General features: G+C 63.8%; 19 protein-coding genes. 11 read left to right on the top strand and 8 right to left on the bottom strand.

Features of this window, described 5'->3' with window-relative positions; genetic code table 11:
- Positions 1-350 precede the first annotated feature (350 nt).
- On the bottom strand, positions 351-1,205 hold the full coding sequence (locus tag AB8841_RS16990) for a hypothetical protein (RefSeq protein ID WP_370437006.1): 855 nt from the start codon (positions 1,203-1,205) through the stop codon (positions 351-353).
- Between the two features lie 69 nt (positions 1,206-1,274).
- On the opposite strand from AB8841_RS16990, the gene AB8841_RS16985 reads away from it, so the two are divergent.
- On the top strand, positions 1,275-1,913 hold the full coding sequence (locus AB8841_RS16985; protein ID WP_370437005.1) for a MarC family protein: 639 nt from the start codon (positions 1,275-1,277) through the stop codon (positions 1,911-1,913).
- A gap of 32 nt (positions 1,914-1,945) precedes the next feature.
- Positions 1,946-2,137 (top strand): hypothetical protein, encoded by a 192-nt coding sequence (locus AB8841_RS16980; protein WP_370437004.1) that lies wholly within the window; start codon positions 1,946-1,948, stop codon positions 2,135-2,137.
- 28 nt (positions 2,138-2,165) lie between these two features.
- Here the strand turns inward: AB8841_RS16980 and AB8841_RS16975 are convergent, their stop codons facing one another.
- The 4 genes from AB8841_RS16975 to AB8841_RS16960 form a co-directional block, all read right to left on the bottom strand.
- Entirely contained in the window at positions 2,166-2,684 is a 519-nt protein-coding gene (locus AB8841_RS16975; protein WP_370437003.1) for an RNA pyrophosphohydrolase, read from the bottom strand.
- A gap of 208 nt (positions 2,685-2,892) precedes the next feature.
- Positions 2,893-4,005 carry a M20 family metallopeptidase gene (locus AB8841_RS16970; protein WP_370437002.1) on the bottom strand — a complete coding sequence of 371 codons (1,113 nt, stop codon included), beginning with the start codon at positions 4,003-4,005 and terminating at the stop codon, positions 2,893-2,895.
- A 377-nt stretch (positions 4,006-4,382) separates the two neighbouring features.
- The gene (locus AB8841_RS16965; protein WP_370437001.1) at positions 4,383-4,898 is read right to left on the bottom strand and encodes a single-stranded DNA-binding protein; all 516 of its coding nucleotides are present in this window, start codon (positions 4,896-4,898) and stop codon (positions 4,383-4,385) included.
- A 179-nt stretch (positions 4,899-5,077) separates the two neighbouring features.
- Positions 5,078-8,908: a hypothetical protein gene (locus AB8841_RS16960; RefSeq protein WP_370437000.1), complete on the bottom strand. Its 3,831-nt coding sequence runs from the start codon at positions 8,906-8,908 to the stop codon at positions 5,078-5,080.
- A 461-nt stretch (positions 8,909-9,369) separates the two neighbouring features.
- On the opposite strand from AB8841_RS16960, the gene uvrA reads away from it, so the two are divergent.
- Together uvrA and AB8841_RS16950 are read left to right on the top strand one after the other, a co-directional pair.
- Positions 9,370-12,339, top strand: coding sequence for an excinuclease ABC subunit UvrA (uvrA, locus tag AB8841_RS16955; RefSeq protein ID WP_370436999.1), 2,970 nt, complete (start codon positions 9,370-9,372; stop codon positions 12,337-12,339).
- Positions 12,340-12,441: 102 nt separating this feature from the next.
- On the top strand, positions 12,442-12,966 hold the full coding sequence (locus AB8841_RS16950; RefSeq protein ID WP_370436998.1) for a DUF1697 domain-containing protein: 525 nt from the start codon (positions 12,442-12,444) through the stop codon (positions 12,964-12,966).
- Positions 12,967-13,058: 92 nt separating this feature from the next.
- Here the strand turns inward: AB8841_RS16950 and AB8841_RS16945 are convergent, their stop codons facing one another.
- A complete protein-coding gene (locus AB8841_RS16945) occupies positions 13,059-13,853 on the bottom strand; it encodes a hypothetical protein (RefSeq protein ID WP_370436997.1) in 795 nt (264 codons plus the stop codon).
- A gap of 211 nt (positions 13,854-14,064) precedes the next feature.
- Between AB8841_RS16945 and AB8841_RS16940 the strand changes: the two genes are divergently transcribed.
- A complete protein-coding gene (locus AB8841_RS16940; RefSeq protein ID WP_370436996.1) occupies positions 14,065-14,874 on the top strand; it encodes a methyltransferase domain-containing protein in 810 nt (269 codons plus the stop codon).
- Positions 14,875-14,957: 83 nt separating this feature from the next.
- Here the strand turns inward: AB8841_RS16940 and AB8841_RS16935 are convergent, their stop codons facing one another.
- On the bottom strand, positions 14,958-16,103 hold the full coding sequence (locus AB8841_RS16935) for a GGDEF domain-containing protein (RefSeq protein WP_370436995.1): 1,146 nt from the start codon (positions 16,101-16,103) through the stop codon (positions 14,958-14,960).
- A gap of 211 nt (positions 16,104-16,314) precedes the next feature.
- Between AB8841_RS16935 and AB8841_RS16930 the strand changes: the two genes are divergently transcribed.
- The 3 genes from AB8841_RS16930 to AB8841_RS16920 all read left to right on the top strand — a co-directional run bounded on the left by AB8841_RS16930 (position 16,315) and on the right by AB8841_RS16920 (position 17,866).
- Positions 16,315-16,866 (top strand): DUF2231 domain-containing protein, encoded by a 552-nt coding sequence (locus tag AB8841_RS16930; RefSeq protein WP_370436994.1) that lies wholly within the window; start codon positions 16,315-16,317, stop codon positions 16,864-16,866.
- A gap of 117 nt (positions 16,867-16,983) precedes the next feature.
- Positions 16,984-17,268, top strand: coding sequence for a porin (locus AB8841_RS16925; protein ID WP_370436993.1), 285 nt, complete (start codon positions 16,984-16,986; stop codon positions 17,266-17,268).
- A gap of 187 nt (positions 17,269-17,455) precedes the next feature.
- Positions 17,456-17,866 carry a four-helix bundle copper-binding protein gene (locus AB8841_RS16920; RefSeq protein WP_370439288.1) on the top strand — a complete coding sequence of 137 codons (411 nt, stop codon included), beginning with the start codon at positions 17,456-17,458 and terminating at the stop codon, positions 17,864-17,866.
- Between the two features lie 84 nt (positions 17,867-17,950).
- Here the strand turns inward: AB8841_RS16920 and AB8841_RS16915 are convergent, their stop codons facing one another.
- The gene (locus tag AB8841_RS16915; RefSeq protein WP_370436992.1) at positions 17,951-18,730 is read right to left on the bottom strand and encodes a hypothetical protein; all 780 of its coding nucleotides are present in this window, start codon (positions 18,728-18,730) and stop codon (positions 17,951-17,953) included.
- A 254-nt stretch (positions 18,731-18,984) separates the two neighbouring features.
- Here AB8841_RS16915 and AB8841_RS16910 point away from each other — a divergent pair, with 254 nt between their 5' ends.
- The 3 genes from AB8841_RS16910 to AB8841_RS16900 all read left to right on the top strand — a co-directional run bounded on the left by AB8841_RS16910 (position 18,985) and on the right by AB8841_RS16900 (position 21,500).
- Positions 18,985-19,869, top strand: coding sequence for a calcium-binding protein (locus AB8841_RS16910; protein ID WP_370436991.1), 885 nt, complete (start codon positions 18,985-18,987; stop codon positions 19,867-19,869).
- Between the two features lie 218 nt (positions 19,870-20,087).
- Positions 20,088-21,194 (top strand): mechanosensitive ion channel family protein, encoded by a 1,107-nt coding sequence (locus tag AB8841_RS16905; RefSeq protein ID WP_370436990.1) that lies wholly within the window; start codon positions 20,088-20,090, stop codon positions 21,192-21,194.
- Positions 21,195-21,344: 150 nt separating this feature from the next.
- On the top strand, positions 21,345-21,500 hold the full coding sequence (locus AB8841_RS16900) for a DUF1127 domain-containing protein (RefSeq protein WP_370436989.1): 156 nt from the start codon (positions 21,345-21,347) through the stop codon (positions 21,498-21,500).
- Positions 21,501-21,702 lie beyond the last annotated feature (202 nt).

Below are 21,702 nucleotides of genomic sequence, written 5' to 3'. Positions count from 1 at the left end.
GTCTGCCCCATCGCGAGAGGCGGCTCCAGATGCCGCTTCGTCAAGCCACTCGGCAGCCTCGCGAATCCAGTTGAAATTCAAATCCTTAGATGGCCGTTTTCCGTGCCATTTTCAAGGTTTTCGAGGCGTTTTCCAGAGGCAAGAGGACGCGGATCCAGGAAGGGCTCTCCACCCTTGCCGTGACCGGCCGTCCTGGATCATCCCAGGCGCCGCAGGCGAGCCCGGGATCCATAACCGCCAGCGGCTCAGAATCGAGCGCGCGGGTGCCGCAATGCCCTTTCCTGAACCGTCAGCGGCTAAGGATCCCCGCCTTCGCTGGGGATGACACTGTGGGAAAGCTCCCGTTTCCCTTAAACCCGCAGCAGAAGCGCCGTCGTGTCGTCGCTCTGCTTGAACCGGGGATAGCGCTTGCCGTCCGGATCCACCGCCGTCTCGATCTCCCGCGCCTTCCGGGCGAGCGGCTCCAGGCCCGAGGCGATGGCGGCGTCCATCAGGCTCCGGGCGTCGAAGGCCCCGTACAGGTCGACCAGGGCCGAGAATCCGTCGCTCGCGAGCAGGATGACGGTGCCGTCCTCGCAGGGCACGCTCTCGTGCCGCAGGCGGTCGGCGGCATCCGGATTGAAGCTCAGCAGGGCCGCCGGGACGCCGCTCCTGCGCTGCCGTTCGCGGCGCTCGCCGAGCCAGTCGAGGAAAACGGGTTCGCCGAGGATGTCGTTCGGCCGGGAATTCGCAGCCTGCATCAGCTCGGCCGCCTTGGCGGCTTCGAAATTCCTGAGGTCGGGAGCCTCCCCCATGGTCAGGACGGTGCCGTCGGGCCGGCGCACGAAGGCCGTCGTATCCCCGAACGTCCAGGCATCGAGACCGTTTCCGCGCCGCCGGACGAGGGTCATGGCCCCGAGTGGCCATGTGACGAAATCCTCGTGCCGCTCCAAGGGAGCGACGGCCCTGTAGGCGGTGCGGGCCTCCTCCATCACGTGCCGGATCAGGGCGGCTCCGTCCTCGGCCTGGGGCGCGAGGTTCGACAGCCGCTCATCCGCGAAGGCCGCGAGCCAGGCCGCATCGCTCTCGGGGTGCACGACCGGCGCAGTGCCGGGAAAGATCGAGGTGTCGATCACCCATGCCCAGTCCTGGGACACCCCGCAGATATCCTCATTGGCCTTGTCGGGATGTCCGGGCCAGCTGATCTTGTCCAAAATCGTGAACATCGTTGCGTACCCTCTCGCCAAAACCCTGCCGGCACCCCATAAAGCAAAGCTGTCCTCAAGGTCCAGCCGATGCTCTTCGACTATATCTCCGCCGCCCTCGTCACGCTGCTCGTCACCCTCGATCCGGTCGCCCTCGCGCCCATCTTCGTGTCGCTGACCCGGGGCATGAATTCCGACGAGCGCCGCCGCGTTTCCACCCGGGCGAGCCTGATCGCCTTCTGCATCCTGGCCTTTTTCGGCCTCGGCGGCGAGGTTCTCCTGCGCCTCCTCGGCGTCGGGATCCCGGCCTTCCGCATCTCGGGCGGGCTGCTGCTGTTCTGGATCGCGTTCGAGATGGTGTTCGAGCGCCGCAACGAGCGCAAGCAGCACACGGCCGAGGTTGCCATCACGGAAGACCATATCCGCAACATCGCGGCCTTTCCCCTGGCGATCCCGCTCATGGCGGGGCCTGGCGCCATCACGGCGGTCATCCTCCTGGCAGGACGGGCCGACGGAAATCTCGTCTATCTCTCGTCCCTGATCATCCTGATCGCCCTTGGAATCGCAAGTTGCTTCATCGTGTTCTCCGCAGCCGAGCGCGTCTCCCGCTGGCTCGGCGTGACCGGGAACGTGGTCCTGACCCGGCTGCTCGGCGTCATCCTGGCGGGGCTGGCCGTGCAGTTCATCATCGACGGCGTCGGTGCCTTGCTGCGCCCTGAGACGTTGTAAGCGATGGTTTTTCGTCAAAAAAAGAAGAAGCCATGAAGAAAGCATCCGAATACCGCAAACACGCCGAGGAATGCCGCGTGCTCGCCAAGCAGGTTCCGGAGGGACCGCAGCGCGATCAGCTGGTCGAGATGGCGCGCACCTGGGAGGCGCTGGCCAATGACCGGGACGTTCTGGTGCGGAAACATCCCGAGATCGCGCAGCCGGACAAGGCGGACGATGACTGAGACCTCGGGGGCAGCCGCCTCACTCGCTTCACGCGGCAGGCGCGAGCGCGAAGCCCGCGAACGCCTCCGTCACATGCTCGTAGACCGCCCGCTTGAAGGGCACGACGAGCCCTGGCGCGGCGGCAAGGTCCTGCCAGCGCCATTCGGCGAATTCCGGGACGGCATTGCCATGCGTGAGCGTGACGTCGATCTCGCTCTCGTCGCCGGTGAAGCGCAGGGCGAACCATTTCTGCCGCTGCCCCCGGTAGCCCGAGAGATGGTGCAGAGGACCGTCATAGGGTGGAAAATCGTAGCTCAGCCACGACGCCGTCTCGCCCAGATAGGCCGCGCTCGTGACGTTCGTCTCTTCCTGCAACTCGCGAAAGGCCGCCGCCAGCGGATCCTCGTCCGCATCGATGCCGCCCTGCGGCATCTGCCATTCATGGCCCGGCGCAATGATCTCAGGGCCCGAGTTCCCGAGCCGCTGGGCCATCAGCACCTGCCCGCGACCGTTGAACAGGGCTATGCCTACATTGGGCCGGTAGTCCGGCTTCGCCTGCGCATCCATTGCAAGGTCCCCTCGCCCGCATTCCTGATCAGGACATGAAGTCCCGGCTCCAGCACACCGCTCTCGAGCACCGACCAGCCGAGCCTCCCGTCAGCAGGCCGATCGGATGACCGTCGCCCTTCCAAAAGGCGCGCCAGACCCGATCCGCGGCAGAATCGGCGAATTCCGGCCTGTCGCTCCGGCCTGTCGCGCAGATCGCCGATCGCGATCAGCGCAGCGTCTCCAGCAGGCGCTTCACAAGCTCTTGGCGCGGCGCGATGGAGGAGATCACGCCGTATTCGTGCAGCGTATGCGCCCCGTCCCCGTCGATGCCGATGCCGTCGAGGGTCGGCACGCCGAGCGCCGCCGTGAAGTTGCCATCCGAACCGCCGCCGACCCGCGGCGCAGAGACGAGGTCGAAGCCGATCGCCGCCGCGAGCGATTTCGCATGCTCGAACAGCTTCGCGGTTCCTTCCGTGCGCTCGTAGGGCGGCCGGTTCATGCCGCCGGTCACGGTGATCTTGAAATCGGGATCCTGAGCCTTGAGCCCCAGGATCGCCCGCGTCAGCGCCTCGCCGTCCGCCACGGTTTCGACGCGCAGGTCCACGGGGAAGCTGCAATGCTGCGGGATCGTGTTCACTGCCGTCCCTCCGGACACCATGCCAACCGTGGTCGTGACGCCCCGGGCGTAATCGGTCATGGCCTCGATGGCGAGGATCTGGCGCGCCGCCTCGTAGACGGCGTTGCGCCCGTCCGCGTGGCGCGAGCCCGCATGGGCCGGGCGACCCTCCACGCGCACGTCGAAGCGCCCGACGCCCTTGCGGGCCGTGACGACCTTGCCGCCGTCCCGCCCCGGCTCCGTCACGAGGGTATAGGCCGTGCGGCGGGCGAAATTCTCGATGATCGGCCGCGTCATGGGCGAGCCGATTTCCTCGTCGGGCGTGACGAGATAGATCAGAGGACGAGCGGCCGTGCCTTTCCGGGCGACCTCCTTGAAGGCCTCCAGGCAGTACCAGGCGCTGGCCTTCATGTCGTAGACGCCGGGGCCGTAGAGCCGGTCCCCCTCGATCCGCAGCGGCAGATCCTTCTCGATGGTGCCGACCGGATGCACGGTGTCGAGATGGGACAGGATCAGGATGGCGGGCTCGTCCGTCTGCGGGCCGGCGCGCAGGATCAGGGCATCGCCGAGCCCCTGCTCTCCCTTGACGCGCTCGACGGCGACCGGCGCGTCCGCCATCTGCCCGACGACGAGATCCATCATCAGGTTCACGCCGGCCACGTCATGGGTCGGGCTCTCAGTGCGGATCCAGGTGAAGAGGGTATCGAGGGCTGGGGAGGTCATGGCAGCTTCGCAAGGGTCTCTCGGAGGGAGCGTCGGATTCAATCCCAAAAGTGGATTTCACTTTTGGGCCCGATGCTCAAAGGAAAAGGCGGCTGAAGCCGCCTTTGGGTCTCTTACCCCCCTCGCGGGGCGATGTCACGGTCAATCGGCCAAAGCGTCGGCCGTGAAATGCGGCCTCGATTTCCAGGATCCGTCCGATGCTCCCGCCTCTCGCCGTCCATCGTTCGAGCGACCCGGAGAGTCGCGCCGGCCGAGATCCATCACGTCGACCTGCGGAGGAAATGCGCTTCGCCCTGCCGGAGCCGATCGGTCACGGCCCGGCTCAAGGAGCCCACAGCGCGACCGACCAGCTGCATCTCCTTTTGCGGGGCATGACCCTAGAACGGAATATCGTCGTCGAGGTCGTTGTAGCGCGGGGCTCCGCCTCCGCTCGGGGCCGGCGACGGGCGGCGTTCCATGGGAGAGGAACGGCCGAAATCGCCACCGCGGCTGATCTGGCCCGGCTCCTCGTCGCCGTATTCCGACGACGCGCCGCCGCCCGAGCGCCCGTCCAGGATCGTCATCTCGCCGCGGAAGCGCTGCAGCACCACCTCGGTGGTGTACTTCTCCTGGCCCGACTGGTCGGTCCATTTGCGGGTCTGGAGCTGGCCTTCGATGTAAACCTTCGAGCCCTTCTTGAGATATTGCTCGGCCACCCGGCCCAGGTTCTCGTTGAAGATCACCACCGAGTGCCACTCGGTCTTTTCCTTGCGCTCGCCCGTGGCCTTGTCCTTCCAGGTCTCCGAGGTGGCAATGCGCAGGTTCACCACTGGCTCGCCGTTGCTCAGCCGGCGCACCTCCGGGTCGCGCCCCAGATTGCCCACCAATATCACCTTGTTCACGCTGCCTGCCATCGGGCACTCTCCTGTTCACGTGAGGCTGTTCTGGGGCCAAATGGATGCCAGGACAAGCCCGAGAGCGACCTGTCCCCAGAATGCCCAGGCCCCTGCCCGAGCGCGGAGCCGGTTCAGTCGCGCCTTCGGCCCCCTTCAGGTGAAGGAGGCCGAAGGAAGTGAAATCGCTCCGCTCCTCGTCAGATGATCGTGAACTCGGAGGCGGTGAGCGCGACCTTGTTGGTGAACTGGGCGATCAGCACCTGCGCCTGGCCGCCGGAGCCGTCGGCATCGTAGTAGAGCTTGCCGGTGCCCTTGTCGTAGATCAGGTGGTCGTCGTGATCCTTGGCCACCTTGCCGACCACGAACTTGGAGCTGCTCAACCGACCCGGGCCGCCCAGCTTTGTCATGTATTTGTTGTCGAGCTGGAAGCTGTCGAGGGTCTTGTTGTAGTCGGTGATCCTGTCCACGTTGCCGGTCTTGCTCAGGCGGTCCTTGAACACGAAGGTGTCCCGGCCCGTGCCGCCCGTGAGGGTGTCGTTGCCGGTGCCGCCGTCGAGCGTGTCGTTGCCCGACCCGCCCATCAGCCGGTCGTTGCCGCCCAATCCGAAGAACGCTCCGCTATTGCCTTGGCTGATCATGACGTTCGCAGAGGACGTTCCCTGAACCCTGACGACGTCTTCCCCAGCCAGAGTCAGAAGCCTCAGCGCATTGAACTGCTCCAGAGAGAGATCGATCCTGTTGTCGGACGCATCGACCGCATCGACGCCCCGGGCCACCAGAGCCGCGATCTGCGCCGCGGTGAGCGCGGAAAGCTTCCCGCCCGTGTCGGCCAACGTCACCGTGTCGCCGGCGGTCAGACCGAGCTGACCGAGCGCTCCGAGCTGGGCGATGGACAGTTTGAGTCTGTCGTCCGAAGCATTCAGCGCATGGACACCCTTGGCCGCCAGAGCACCGATCTGCCCTAAGGTAAGGGCGGAAAGCGCGCCGCCTGTATCCGCCAAGGTGACAGTGTCGCCGGCCGCCAGCCCCACGTCTCCTAGCGCGGCAAACTGGGCCATGGAGAGGCTGAGCAGGTCGCCCGTTGCGTCCAGGGCATCGATACCCTTCGCGCCCAGAGCTGCGATCTGGGCCGGGGTAAGGGCGGCAAGCGCCTCGCCTGTGCCGGACACGGTGACCGCGTCGCCCGCGGCGAACTTCAGCGAGGCGGTCGCGGCAAGCGCCGCGGCCTGCGCTACGTCCAAGGTCAGGGCATTGGCGGTCACCTCGATCATGTCGACGTTTTTGCTGCCGAGGGTGGTGATTTCAGCGGCAGTCAGGGTCGCCACCTCGTCGGCGGTCCCGGTCAGGACCACCTCGTCCGTCGCGAATAGGCCGATTTCGGTCGTCGCCAGAGCCTTGGCCTGCGTGATCGTCATTCGCCATTCGTCGTCAAGGACGTTTAGCCGATCGACTCCCTGGGCGCCCATGGCCCTGATCTGGTCCCCCGTCAGCTCGACGAGCCACGCGCTCGTATCGAGCAGGGTGATCGAATCATCGCCCGTCAGCCCGATCTGGCTGAAGGCGTTCAGTTGCGCCGTGTTCAGAACTAGGATGTCGTTGCCGGCATCCACCGAATCGATTCCCCACTCGGCGATCTGCGCAATCTTGGAAACCGAGAGGCTTCCGAGCTTGGCGCCGGTATCGCGAAGAACGATGCTCTCGAAGGCGGACAAATCGAGACCGGCCACGGCATCGAGCTGCGCCACGGTCAGGAAGAGCGTCTCGTGGTTCGGGTTGGTCACGTTGATATGATCGACGCCCTTGGAGAGAAGCGCAGCGATCTGGGACCCTCCCAGGGTCTGCAGTTCGGCCGCTGTCAGGGTGAGCGTGACGTCGTCGTCGTTCGCCAGCACGATCGGGGTATCCGCCAGGGCTCTCGCCTGATCGAGCGTGAGATTCAGGGCGATGTTGACGCCTGACGCATCGATCACGTCGACGCCCTTCTCGCCGAGCCTGGTGATCTGGGAACCCGACAGGCGCACGAGATCGACCGCGTCCGCCAGCAGGGTCACATGGTCGCCCGAGGACATCTTCATGCTCTCGGTGGCGGCCAAGGCGACCGCCTGCACAAAGGAGAGAATCATGGCGGCGTTGTCGCCCCTCGCATCGAGCACGTCGACGCCCTTCTCGCCGAGCTTGGTGATCTGGGTATCCTGCAGGGTCCGCAGATCCGCCACTTCGCCGAGCACGGTGACCTTGTCGCCCGCGGACACCGTCATGGTTCCCGTGGCGGCCAGGGCGACTGCCTGTGCGACGGAAAGGGTCATGTCGGCGTTGTCGCCCGTCGCGTCGAGCACAGCGACGCCCTTGACGGCAAGCTGGCCGATCTGAGCGGGCGTCAATTGCAGGTCGCCAGCCGCACCGGTCACCGTGACCGTATGGCCTTCGCCGAGCGCGATGGTGCTGCCCGCCAGGACAGCCGCCGCATCGACCTTCAGGCTGAAAGCCGCGTCGGTCGAGTCGATCCGGTCGACACCCTTGTCGACCAGGCTCTGCATCATGGGCCCGTCGATCTGGAGAAGCGCGGCAGCATCACCGCTCAGGATCACGGTATCGTCGGCCGTCAAGCCGACCGTTCCCAAGGCGTTGAACTGCGCCACGCTCAGGACGAGGTCACCGTCGGAATCGATGGCGTCAATTCCCTTGGCGGCGAATGCGGCAAACTCGTCGGGCCTCAGACCGGCGAGAACATCCCCTGCGGCCTTCACGGATATAGTGCCGGCGGCAGTCAGTGTGATGCCCCCGAGAGCCTTGAACTGGTCCAGGCTCAGAGTCATTGAATTGTCGGAGTGGAAAGTGTCGACTCCCTTGCCGGCGAGCGCAGTGATCTCGTCAGGAGTGATCAAGAGAAACTGATCAGCGTTCCCGGAAACGGCGACGGTATCGTCGTCTCCCGTCACAATCCCCGTGGTGGCCAAGGCACGAGCCTGTGCAACGCTGAGGGTCAGCAGGTTGTTGATGGCCTCGAACACATCGACGCCCTTGTCGCCAAACCGGGTGATCTCATCCGGATCGAAGTTGTCGAGGTCGTCTCCGAGGCCGGCCACCATGCACCTGTCGCCGGGGGCAATCATAAGGGGTGTCAGCAAGAAGGCGGCGGCAGTATCAGGACCAAGGCCCAGGGTGCCGCCATCCGTGACATGGATCTGGTCGAAACCCTGGATGGCCAGGTCGCGGATCCTTTCGGCCGACAGAGCATCCGTGAGAGCCTGGGCTCCGCCGGTCAAAGTCACCGTGTCGGTCCCGGTCAATGCGATGTGCCTAGCGAGCAGTTCGTCGGCCTGCGCCAGGGACAAGCTCAAGGCATGGTCGACCTCGGCGGAGGCGATGCGCACGATTCCCCTGTCGGTCAAGCCCCGGAATGCGGCGCCGTCGAGGGCACCTAGAGTGGCGGCCGTATCCAGCAGGACCCGCTCGTCGCCGGCCGTGAACTTGCCGGGCGTCAGGGCGGAGAATTGTTCCAGGGACAAGGAAAGAACGTTGTCCTCCGCATCAATCTGGGCGAGTCTCTGAAGCTCGGTGACGGTCAGGGTAGCGAGATTCGCGCCGGTATCGACAGCGACGAGCAGATCCGCCCGGTCCTCGTCGCCGAGCCTGATGCCGCCCAGAGCTTTGATTTGGTCGGCTTTATAGACCTGTCTGTGATCTTCGTTCATGGTGCGGATAGAGGTGAGACCCTTCCCGATGAGGGCCGTTATCTCCGGCGCCGTGAGGGTCTTCAGGTTATCCGTCGTATCGAACAAAAACACCACCTCGCCGGCCACGAAGCGGATGCCGGTCGCGGCGAGAGCCTTGGCCTGCTCGACTTTCCAGACAAAACTCACCCCCGTGCAATCGATGAAGTCGACATGGAAGTCCTTCATCCGATTGATCTGGGCCGGTGTCATCAGAAACAACTCGCTGGACGAGGCCGTAATCGTGACGGTCTCGTCAGGATCGAATGGCACCGTGATCTGTTCGAATTCGGTAAGGGATTTGGTGATGGCCATGAGCATTCTCCTAATGCGGCCCACTTCGTAACTTAGTATCGTTTCATGGTCAACGATAGCAAACCGCGTCAGTAAAATAAGCTCCTGGAAGTGAGGATATTTACCTTAATTCCAGCAACAAGAGCGAGCTCTCTTGGCAGAATCCAGGCATGTTCGAACTGGCACTCGAACGCTATCTATAAAACATTTTCACAATAAAATCGTTAATCATCCATCTCGCATCGCATAATTATCCTACTCCTGCATTTCCGGCCTGCATATGGGAACTACACTAAGCGGTTATTTATCGGAATTATTCAATTCGAATACGCTTCATTCAAAAGGCGTTGCCGCGCGTACCCTCTTTGTTCTAGGTTTGCGATATGGAATCATCCGCCGCATTGCATCGGCGGCGGAGACATCACATATCCCGGAGCCGGCCGCTCATGGCCGCTTCCCCATTTCTGAAGGCTAGCTGGGCCATGGCCAAACTCGACGAGCTGTTCAACCGCGCCAAGGCGGGAGATCCCAATGCGCGCGTGATCTCCGTGCGCGGGGCGCGGGAGCACAACCTCAAGAACGTCGACCTGATGGTCCCCCGCGACCAGTTCGTCGTCTTCACGGGCCTGTCCGGTTCTGGCAAGTCGTCGCTCGCCTTCGATACGATCTACGCCGAGGGTCAGAGGCGCTATGTGGAGTCCCTCTCGGCTTACGCCCGCCAGTTCCTGGAGATGATGCAGAAGCCGGACGTGGACCAGATCGACGGCCTCTCGCCCGCCATCTCCATCGAGCAGAAGACCACGTCGAAGAACCCGCGCTCGACCGTGGGCACGGTGACCGAGATCTACGACTACATGCGCCTGCTCTGGGCGCGCGTGGGCATTCCCTATTCCCCGGCGACGGGCCTTCCCATCGAGAGCCAGACCGTCAGTCAGATGGTGGACCGGGTTCTGGAGCTTCCGGAGAAGACGAGGCTCTATCTGCTGGCCCCGGTGGTGCGCGGCCGCAAGGGCGAGTACCGCAAGGAAATCGCCGAGTTCCAGAAGAAGGGCTTCCAGCGCCTGAAGATCGACGGCGAATATTACGCCATCGACGAGGCCCCTGCCCTCGACAAGAAGTTCAAGCACGACATCGACGTGGTGGTGGACCGCATCGTGGTGCGCGCCGATATCGCGGCGCGCCTCGCGGATTCCTTCGAGACCGCCCTCGAGCTCACCGACGGGATCGCCGTCGTCGAATATGCGGACGAGAAGGACGACAAGGGCCAGCCGAAGCGCATCGTCTTCTCGTCCAAATTCGCCTGCCCGGTCTCCGGCTTCACGATCCCCGAGATCGAGCCACGCCTGTTCTCGTTCAACAACCCCTTCGGCGCCTGCCCCACCTGCGGCGGCATCGGCCACGAGATGCGCATCGACCCGGCCCTGGTGGTGGACGAGGCGCTGTCCCTGAAGCGCGGCGCGATCCTGCCCTGGGCGAAGTCGACCTCGCCCTATTACGGCCAGACCCTGGAGGCGATCACCAAGCACTACAAGGCTTCCATGACGAAGCCCTGGACCGAGCTGTCCGAGAAGGTGCGCGACGCGATTCTCTACGGCTCGGACGGCGAGGCGATCCGCATGGCCTATGACGACGGTCTGCGCGCCTATGAGGTGAAGAAGCCCTTCGAGGGCGTGATCCCGAACCTGGAGCGCCGCTACAAGGAAACCGAGAGCGACTGGGCCCGCGAGGAGATCGGCCGCTTCATGAGCGAGACGCCGTGCGAATCCTGCGGCGGCAAGCGCCTGAAGCCCGAGGCCCTGGCGGTGAAGATCGCGGGCTCCGACATCGGCGACGCGACGGCGCTGTCCGTGAAGGACGCCCATGAATGGTTCGGCGCCCTTCCGAAGAAGCTCAACAAGAAGCAGAACGAGATCGCCGGCCGGATCCTGAAGGAAATCCGCGACCGCCTGACCTTCCTGGTCGATGTGGGCTTGGAATACCTCACGCTCGCCCGCTCCTCGGGCACGCTGTCGGGTGGCGAGAGTCAGCGCATCCGCCTCGCGTCGCAGATCGGCTCGGGCCTGACGGGCGTTCTCTACGTGCTCGACGAGCCCTCCATCGGTCTCCACCAGCGCGACAACGACCGCTTGCTCATGACGCTCAAGCGCCTGCGCGATCTCGGCAACACCGTGATCGTCGTGGAGCACGATGAGGATGCGATCCTCCAGGCCGATTACGTGTTCGACGTCGGCCCGGGTGCGGGCATCCACGGCGGCCGGATCGTCGCCGAGGGCACGCCCGACGAGGTCATGAAGAACCCGAAATCGCTCACCGGAAAGTACCTGACGGGCGAGATGTCCGTGAAGGTGCCCGCGCAGCGGCGCAAGCGCGATCCGAAGCGCATGCTCAAAGTGGTCGGCGCCAAGGGCAACAACCTCAAGAACGTGACGGCCGGGATCCCGCTCGGCACCTTCACCTGCATCACGGGCGTGTCCGGGGGCGGCAAGTCCACCCTCGTCATCGACACGCTCTACAAGGCCGTGGCGCGCAAACTCAACGGCGCGCTGGAGCATCCCGCCCCGCATGAGCGCATCGAGGGCCTGGAGCATCTCGACAAGGTCATCGATATCGACCAGTCGCCCATCGGCCGCACGCCGCGCTCGAACCCGGCCACTTACGTCGGCGCCTTCACGCCGATCCGAGAATGGTTCGCCGGGCTCCCCGAGGCGAAGGCGCGCGGCTATCAGGCGGGACGCTTCTCCTTCAACGTGAAGGGCGGCCGGTGCGAGGCCTGCACCGGCGATGGCGTCATCAAGATCGAAATGCACTTCCTGCCCGACGTCTACGTCACCTGCGACGTATGCAAGGGCAAGCGCTACGATCGCGAGACGCTGGAGGTGAAGTATCGCGACAAGTCCATCGCCGACGTGCTCGACATGACGGTGGAGGAAGCCCGCGACCTGTTCAAGGCCGTGCCCTCGATCCGCGAGAAGATGCAGACGCTCGCCCGCGTCGGCCTCGACTACGTGCATGTGGGACAGCAGGCGACGACGCTCTCGGGCGGTGAAGCCCAGCGCGTCAAACTCTCGAAGGAGCTGTCCAAGCGGGCCACCGGCCGCACGCTCTACATCCTCGACGAGCCCACCACGGGCCTTCATTTCCACGACGTCGCCAAGCTCCTCGAGGTGCTGCACGAGCTGGTGGACCAGGGCAATACCGTGGTGGTGATCGAGCACAATCTCGAAGTCATCAAAACCGCCGACTGGGTGATCGACATGGGACCCGAAGGGGGCAGCGGCGGCGGCCAGATCGTCGCCGAGGGCACACCCGAGGACATCGCCGGGTCCAAGGATAGCCACACTGGCCGCTTCCTCAAGGAAGTGCTGGAGCGCAGGCCCTTGAAGAAGGAAGCCCCGGCCAAGGAGGCCGGCAAGAAGACCAAGAAGGTGACCCGGCAGGAAGCGGCGGAATAATCGCTTCCGCGGTCCTCCGGACATCGCCGGACATCGGCCCGATGCCACTGCGCTCGCGGCCATATGGCCTTTTGGGACCGACCACAGAATAGAGTGCCCACCATGCCCGCCTACATCGCCCTTCTGCGCGCCGTCAATGTAGGCGGGACGAGCAAGCTGTCCATGAGCGACTTGAAGCATCTGTGCGAGAGCGCAGGCTTTCAGGCGGTCCGGACCTACATCGCGAGCGGCAACGTCGTCTTCGAGAGCGGGAAGACGGAGGCCGAGGTCAAGGCGGTCCTGGAGGCCAAATTGCGGGCCTATGCGGGCAAGCCCGTGGGTGTGCTCGTGCGGACGGCGGCTCAGATGGCCGAGGTGCTGGCCGGCAATCCGTTCCCGGACGCCGTCCCGAACCGGACCGTGGCGATCTTCCTCGACGAGGCGCTACCTCCCGATGCCTTGGCAAGCGTCAAGGGGCAGGAGGGCGAGGAAGTGCGGCTCGGATCGCGGGAGGTCTACGTCCATTACGGCGACGGGATGGGGCGGTCCAAGCTGCAGATCCCGGCTGCACGAGCCGGAACGGCGCGCAACATGAACACGATCGCCAAGCTCGCGGCCATGGCGATCGAGCGCGGCGGAGTTGATTGAACCCGGGATCTTGAGCATCGGACGTGAAAAGTGGAATCCACTTCCAGGAAAGAGCGCATCGCTTGGGTGGACCCGAAGGGCCGCACGATGCGCTAAGGCGTCGACATCATCCTCGGAGCCTCGAGTTCCTCATCGAGCACGGCCTCGTACGGCGTGGTGTCGATCGTGGCCGGGCCCACACTGGGATGGCTCAGGGCGAGGATGAAATAGAGCGCAAGCCCCGTATAGGCTCCATAGACGGAGAGAATGGCGATATGGGTGGGCGACGCGGGAAAGACCAGGAAGAACGCCGCGATGATGCCGAAGCCCACCATGGCCATCCACCAGAACAGGCTGGGCAGACCGCGATGAAGAAGCGCCAACCGCGCCTTCCGGTGATCCTGAAGGTTATCCATGTTCATGATCATGCGGTTGCGCAGTGACTGCTCCTGGAGGGTATCCGCCTTCAGATTGAGAATGCTGACATCGAGATCATTGTAGGCGTGTCCCGCCTCCTTGCTGCCCTGGGGACGGGCATCGGCCCGCCACTCGTGCTGCAGAACGGCTTCGACAAAGGCGGCAAGCCGGCTTCGGAGCTGGATCTTCTCCGGACCGTCCCATTGGTCGAGCTGAAGCGCCACATGCTCGATCGTGGTGATCTCTTTCGAGACCTCCTGCTGCAAGCTCGTGTGGGTCGATTGCGCGTCCGCGAAGACGAGCGCCAGGATGAGGCCGTGGATCGTGCCGATCCGGACGGCGACCGTTTCCGTCACGTCGCGCGCCGACGGCGACAGCTCGTCCCGGATTCGCCTGCCGACGACGGCGAGCGGGAGCGCCGACGCGGCGACGGCGATCAGCATCGCGACGATCGCTCCCAGCCAGGACGGCAGTAGCAGAATGGCCGTCATGCCTACCTCCAGGCCTCCCCGGCCCCCAACCGTCCACGCGGCACAGGTCAACATACCGGCGTTCGCAACGCCATGGCTTTTCCGGGGAGCCGCCACGGTCCTGCACCTTCTAGAGAATGGCGTACCACTGCGACCCCGGCCCTACCCCTTTGAGGCTATTGCAGGCTCCTGTCACGGGCTGGATGATGACGCCTTCCCGGTGGAGGAGACGATGGGTGCTACCGACGCGGCCTTTGCCGGCTCGATCCCGGCCCTCTACGAGCAATATCTCGGATCGCTCATCTTCCAGCCCTATGCAGAGGATCTTGCAGAGCGCCTGCGCGACCTCGCCTCGGGCAGGGTCCTGGAAACGGCGGCGGGCACGGGCATCGTGACCCGCGCCTTGGTGGCTGCGCTTCCGCCCCGCGTCGAGATCGTTGCGACCGACCTCAATCAGGCCATGCTCGATCTCGCGCAAACGAAGCTCCAGGCTCCCAACGTGACATGGCGCCAGATGGACGCCCAGGCCCTCCTCTTCGAGGACGGCTCCTTCGACGCCGTGGTGTGTCAGTTCGGCGCGATGTTCTTTCCCGACAAGACGGCCGCCTTCCGGGAGGCCCTGCGCGTCCTCAGGCCGGGCGGGCGCTTTCTGTTCAACGTCTGGGACAGACTGGAGGCGAACCCGGTGAGCAAGGTCGTTTCCGATCGGGCCATCGAGATGTTCCCTGACGATCCGCCGCGTTTTTTCGAACGGATCCCCTTCGGCTATTTCGATGAGGATCGCATCCGGGGAGAACTCCAGAGGGCAGGATTCGAGACCATCGACATCGAGCCCGTCGAGCGAACGACCCGTGCCTCGTCGGCGCGGGACGCTGCCGTCGGTCTGACCCAGGGAACCCCGCTTCGTGGGGAAATCGAAGCCGGCGCCCCGGGCCGCCTCGACGAGGTCGCGGAGAGGGCCGCACAGGCCCTCACCGATCGATGGGGCGACGGAACCGTCGAAAATCGCATGAGGGCTCTCGTCGTGACGGCGCTGCGCTGAGGTTCGGCGAGGCTCTGGCGCATCGGGCGAAACAGTGGCCCCGGCTTTTCGCGAGAACGATGCGCTCCTTAAGAAGCGTCCGTCTATTGAGCCGCCCTGAGCGGAAATCCCGGCATCACGATGTCCCGGCCGTGGTCCTTCGCACGATAGAGCGCCCGATCGGCCTCCTGAAGCAGCCCCTCGAGGGTTGCATAGGTGGATGCCGAGCACCCGACGCTGACGGTCGCGGGAACGTGCGGGCCGGGCGTGGTCTTTCCTGCGCCGGAGAAGTCGGCCCTGATTGCCTCGGCAAGAGCAACGGCCTTCTCCATCTCCACCGGCAGGATCGCGGCGAATTCCTCACCACCGAGCCGCCCGAAGGTCTGCGCGGGAAGATGTTTGGCCATGACCTGCCCGAAGAGCCGCAGGGCATTGTCGCCCGCATCATGGCCGAAGACGTCGTTGATGCGCTTGAAATTGTCGAGATCGAAAACGAGACAGCTGACAGGCCTGCCCTCCCTGGCTCCGATCAGTCGGGCCGCGCTCTGCATGAACCCGCGTCGGTTGGGCATCTCGGTCAGGGGATCGAGCAAGGCAGCCTGTCTGTAGCCCATTTCCACGCTTTCCTTCGCCATGGACAGGAACATGAAGGCAAGCGTCGGCGTGAAGACCACGAGGAAGAGGGCCATCTCGGAGGACCAGCGGGAGGCCAGGGCATCGAACCAGGGAATCGACGTCAGCGAAATCCCCGGCCAGGTCCGTATGATGTTGAAGATCGCCAGGAGGATCAGGAGAACCACGGCGATCCGCTGGGAGGCGAGAGGCTGCCTCGCATGCCGCCAGAGTTCCCAGGCGCTGAGCAATGAATAGATGCCGGTCGTCAGCGCAACCAGAATCAGCCGGTAGTCGTGTCTCTCATGGATAAAGGGATACGCCAAGACCCACAGCACGACCCCTGCCAGGATCGGCACCGGGAAGCCCCTGCGATCGTTGAAGGACCGGCAGCCGGCGTAAAGCGCCACATAGGACAGGAGTCCGAGGGCATTGCCGACCATGAGCGCCGGGTAGGAATTGAGCGGCCGACCAAGGTTCGCGACGGCAAAGCCGCTTGCAATCAGGCAAAAGGCCGCTCCCCATGGCAAGAGAGCACGGACCTTCTGGTTGAGCGCCCACGAGAAGACCAGCAGGGCGCCGAGAACAAGCGCGAGCAGGACGAAGGCAGCATTGAGGGTGACGGGATCTAAGGTCATCAAAGCAGCGGCAAGGATTCGATTAGTCTACGGCAGCAGTAAAGGAGCTCCTGCACGCCCCTCACCCTAGGTAATGATGACTGTGCTATGTTCGATTAACCTTCAGATGTCCAGCCCCCGCGCGCCGTATCATCGCCGCATGCACCGTGCGCGCAGGAACGAAGCATTGGCCGCGGCATTCTTCTTCATATCGCATTCACGGGAGTGCCACATGGGCCTATATCATCGTCATGGAGTGGAAAGCACGGCAGCGATCGCCGGGCACCCCCTCCACCATATGCTGGTCGTTTTCCCCATCGCCTTTCTTATCGGCGCTCTCGCCACCGACATCACGTTCGTGAGCACCGCCAATCCGTTCTGGGCCGAGGCCTCCTACTGGCTGCTGATCGCGGGAATCGTCATGGCGCTCGTCGCGGCCATTCCGGGACTGATCGATTTCGTGACCATCGATCGGGTCAGGAATCTCTGGATCTCCTGGACCCATATGATCACGAACCTGGTTGTCGTCGCCGTCGCCCTTGTGAACGTGGGCGTCCGCCTGGGCGATCCGGCAGCCGGCGTCCAGGGCTGGGGTCTCTGGCTCTCGGCCGTGCAGACCGTGCTTCTTCTCTTCAGCGGCTGGCTCGGCGGCGAAATGGCGTACCGCTACCGAATCGGCGCGATCGAGGACGACAGTCCGAAAGCCGAGCAGTTCAATGTGGAGGTGGACCGAGCCGGCGTTGCGAGGTCTTCCGGCCGCCGCACGGGTACGGGTCCGCTCTGAGGCCCTGGCCGACGAGATTCCCTTTCGGGCCTCCAGCAGCTAGAGCGTCGGGCCCGAAGGGCGACGTTCGTGAAAACCGGGTCCACTTTTCCGCACGATGGGCTAGACTGCAGGCCCATGAAACATGTCGCCCTCATCCTATCGGCAGTTCTGACGGCTTGCGGCGCCTCCGCCATGGCGGCGTCGCCCTGCCCTCCCGGTTTCGCCCAGCTTCAGGATTCAACCACCTGCGTGCGCATCAGCGGCCGCGTGCGAGCCGAGACGATGCTCCGTTCGTCCCGGGGGCGCGTGTCGGACACCATGACGAATCAGACCAGCGGCCGCGTCCAGATGGACGTGAGGAAGCAGACCGAGTACGGCCCGCTACGGGCCTTCATCAGCGTCGACGGCGTCCGGCGCTGAGGCACCGGTCTCCTTGCAGCGCCGGGTCTGAAATCGGCCCTACATCCAATGCTGTAAGTCTTAAGTCTATGGTGTCGAACCTCGATCCGGAACCATCCCGGCCCTCCCCGATTGGCTCCATGTTTGCTGGCAAAGGACTTTTGCCGAGCTTCCCGTGAGACCCATCACACCATTCGAGGAGATCGCCATGCACGCCCGCGAGATGATCAGCACCCATCCGCATGTCAAAGGGAACACCAACGACGCCCTGATCCGCTGTATCGAAGAATGCTTCGACTGCGCGCAGACCTGCACGTCCTGTGCCGATGCCTGTCTCGGCGAGCCGATGGTCGCTCAGCTCACGCAGTGCATCCGCCTCAACATGGATTGTGCCGACATCTGCATGGCGACCGGCGCGGTTGCGACCCGGCGCACCGGCACCAACGAGGATATCATCCGGCACATGCTGAACGCCTGCATGGCCGCCTGCCGCCTGTGCGGCGAAGAATGCGAGCGCCACGCCAAGCAGCACGAGCATTGCCGGGTCTGCGCCGAGGCCTGCCGCCGCTGCGAACAGGCTTGCCGGCAAGCCCTCGACAGCATGGGCGCCCGCCACTGATCCCACGCGACGAGATCCGCGATATCCACCCGTGCAAAGGGGCCGGAAACCGGCCCCTTTGTCATTCCATCGAGAGCGGACGACTTACTGTGCCGTCGAGCTGCCGCCGGGCTGCTGAGCCGGCATCCGCCTGGGCGACGTCGCGTCGTTGTTCCTCTCGGAGGACGCATTGCCGGTCGACGTGCTGCGGGTCGAGACCGAGCCGGTCACCGAGGGTGAGCGCGACGTATTCACGTCCGTGGACGTGCGGGTCGAGCTCCGGCGCTGCTCAACGGAGACTCCGACCGACGGCGCCTCATGGCGGGTCCGAACCGTCGTGTGACGGTTCACTGAGACGCGCGGCTCGCTCACCTCCTCGTAACGGCGGACCGTGCGGCGACGCACCTCGACCGGCTCGTCAACCACCCGGTAATGACGCTTCTTGACGGCAACCTTCTTCGTGTTTCTCTTCTTCAGCACCACCTTCTTGGTGGAAGGCTTCTTCTTGATCACCGTATGGCGAATCTCGGTGTCCGGCTCTTCGATGGTGGTTACGCGGCGGTGGCGACGGACGGAGACACTCGGCTCCTCGACCTCGCGCACGGTGCGGGAGCGAACCGAAACACCCGTGCGCTCGCGGCTCTCGATACCCACGCCAACACGGGTGCCGCCATGCTCTCGGGTCGACACGTTGGATCGGACACTTGTGCTCTCGCCGTTCCGGACTGAGCCGGTGGCCTGCTCCGTAGCGCCCGATTGCTGCCTGTTAGGCATCGTCATCCGGGTGTCGGAGGTCGAGGTCGACGAGCTGGTCGAGGTCGTCGTCTGTGCATAGGCCGTACCGCTCAACAGCAGAAGAGCCGCGCCAAGGGCGATTTTCTTCATCTATTCATCTCCGATTAACTATAAATCGGAGTGGGAACGCACACCGGAAACTACTGTTCCACCAATTAGAGTAACGAATGATGTCATTACTCAACAAGTGCCGATGAATATCTGTTCATCTTACGATCTGCGATGCGCCGTCGTCACTCAGGAAGCATTAACGCTAGCAAGTCTTTCCGCGCATTGTGCAGCTTAAATTCAGATTTGCCCGCGTAGAGTTGCGCTTGTCAGTGACCCAGCAGGAATGCGCCGCCATGGCCATCTTTCAAGCGTTCAACACCGCCGGTATCGGTTTCAACATGTCGGGCACCACCCCGTCCGGCTGGTCCTTCGTCAGCGCCAGTCCGTATATCGAAACCGTCAACATCTACGATGACGGGGATCTCGCCATCTTCGACGTGAACGGCAGCTCTCTCGTCGACCGCTACTCGGCCTGGTACTGGAGCAATGGGTACGACGTGATCATCGACGACCTGCTCTATGAGAACAACGGCTTCGCCGTGCTTTCGATCAAGGGCCTCGATCTCCACACGACGGTGGACGACCTGAACAGCTACGATTGGTACGTCGCGCTCAACAGAGGCAATGACACGTTCTATGGCAACGACTATGCGGACGTGATCCGCGGCGGCTACGGTAACGACGTCGTCTACTCCTATGGCGGCGCGGACATCGTCTTCGGCGATGCCGGGAACGACAAGCTCTACGGCCTGAACGGGGACGACGATCTTTATGGCGGCACCGGCCGCGACTTTCTCAATGGCGGCAATGGCAGCGACTATCTCAGCGGCGGCCTCGACAGCGATACCCTGACGGGCGGCCCGGGACGCGACTACTTCGTCTTCGATGCGACGCCCTCGCGTACCAATGTCGACACGATCACGGATTTCAACGCGCGTGACGACACCATCATGCTCGACAACAAGATCTTCACGAGGATCGGACCCGACGGCTGGCTCTCCGCGGCGGCATTCCGGGTCGGCCCGGCCGCGGCCGATTCCACCGACCGCATCATCTACAACAAGGGTACGGGCGCCCTTCTCTACGATCCCGATGGCATTGGCGGCGCGGCAGCGATCAAAATCGCCCAGTTGAAAGCGGGGCTCGCCATCACGAAGGCCGATTTCTACGTGCTATAGCGCATCGAGCGAAACAGTGGCCCCGGTTTTTCGCTCGCAACGATGCGCTCTTTCCAAGAAGGGAGCATCGGATTGGATCCCAAAAGTGCAAATCCACTTTTCACGTCCGATGCTGTAGCCCGCAGTGACGTCCCACAGGATCTCAGCCCCGGCCCGACCGGGGCTTTTTCTTGGGAACACCTTCCCGGCCATGGCGTTCCGCTCCCATGCAGGACATCATGCTGACTCTCACCAACGCCCTCGAGCGATGGCAGGGCTTGTGGCCGAGCTGGTTGGTCAACATCGCTTTTCTCGCCGCCGCGGCCTTTCTGCTCCTCTTCCTCCACTCCCTTCTCTTCCATGCGTTGCGACTGGCGCTGAGAGGACGACTGGCGGAATTCGGGCGCAAGCTGCTGCATAGAATCGGTCCGCCCACCAGGCTCGGCCTGCTCGTTCTGGGTCTCGGCCTCGTCGTGCAGGTCCTGCCGAGGCGGGGGCCGAGCTACGACCTGTTCGAGCGGGTTCTCCTCTTCGGCTTCGTCATCTTCCTGGGTTGGAGCGCGATCACCATCGTCAACACGGCTTCGGAGATTTATCTCCGTCGCGCCTTGAGAGGCTCCGAGGACAGCGTCCTGAGCCGCAAGCTCCTCACCCAGGTGCGCCTGCTGCGCCGCACGATCGTGTTCGGACTGGGCTTTCTTACCTTTTCCGCGATGCTCATGACGATTCCGTCCGTGCGGCAATACGGCGTCAGCCTCTTCGCCTCGGCGGGCGTCGCGGGCCTGGCGGTCGGTCTGGCGGCACGGCCGGTGCTCTCGAACCTCATCGCCGGCGTCCAGCTCGCCATCGCCCAGCCGATCCGGCTCGGGGACGAGGTGCTGCTCGAAGGCGAGTTCGGCACCGTGGAGGAGATCCAGACCACCTATGTGGTCATCCGACTCTGGGACTGGCGCCGGATGGTCGTGCCCCTGTCCTATTTCATGGAGAAGCCCTTCCAGAACTGGACCCGCCAATCGAGCTCGATTCTCGGATCGGTCTTCTGGTATGTCGACTACGCGACGCCGATCGACGAGGTACGTACCAAGTTCCTGGAGATCCTTGGAGAATCCAAGCTCTGGGATCGCCAGGTGGGCGTTCTGCACGTCACCGACGCGAAGGAGACTACCCTCCAGATCCGCGGCCTCATGAGCGCGGGCTCCTCAGGAGCCTCGTCCGACCTGCGCAACGAGGTGCGTGAGAAGCTCGTCGCCTGGCTGCTCGAAACCTATCCTCAGGCCCTTCCCCGCACCAGGACGGAGTTCGTCAGCCCCGGACAGGAGGCCCTACCGGAGCGCCGGCCCCATTAATGGGCCCTTAAAGCGGTATGCTACTAAAGCATGACTGATCTACATTATTACCACTCCTCTTTTGCAGCGCACAGGTCTATATGCTGCATTGCACACGCAAGAACAAAGGCCTGCCGGTCACAGGGGCCGGCTCACTGAAGGAGGTTCCCAATGTTCGTGTCCTACATCCTCGCTAAGGTCCGCGCTTACCTGCGTTATCGCGAAACCGTCCGTGAGCTGTCGCTCCTGTCGGACCGCGAGCTCGACGATCTCGGCATTTCCCGCTTTCAGATCGACAGCATCGCCCGCGAGCACGCCACCGCGTAATATATAGCTGCACTGCAGCAAACGATTTACGCCCGCCGCAAGCGGGCGTTTTTCTTTTTGGGCGATGGTTCCTCGTCTCACACAGTATGGCCGCCCCGGACGGGATCCGGGATCGGTCGCGGCCGCCTGTGGCTCGGAAACACTATGGCAGGAAGACCGGGATGCCCGGCTTATGGCCGGGCATGACGGGAGCATGGCCAAT

The organism is Microvirga sp. TS319, from assembly GCF_041276405.1.
Classification (GTDB): Bacteria; Pseudomonadota; Alphaproteobacteria; order Rhizobiales; family Beijerinckiaceae; genus Microvirga.
Note: the sequence above shows the minus strand (reverse complement) of the source record. Positions and strands in the feature narration are given on the sequence as shown.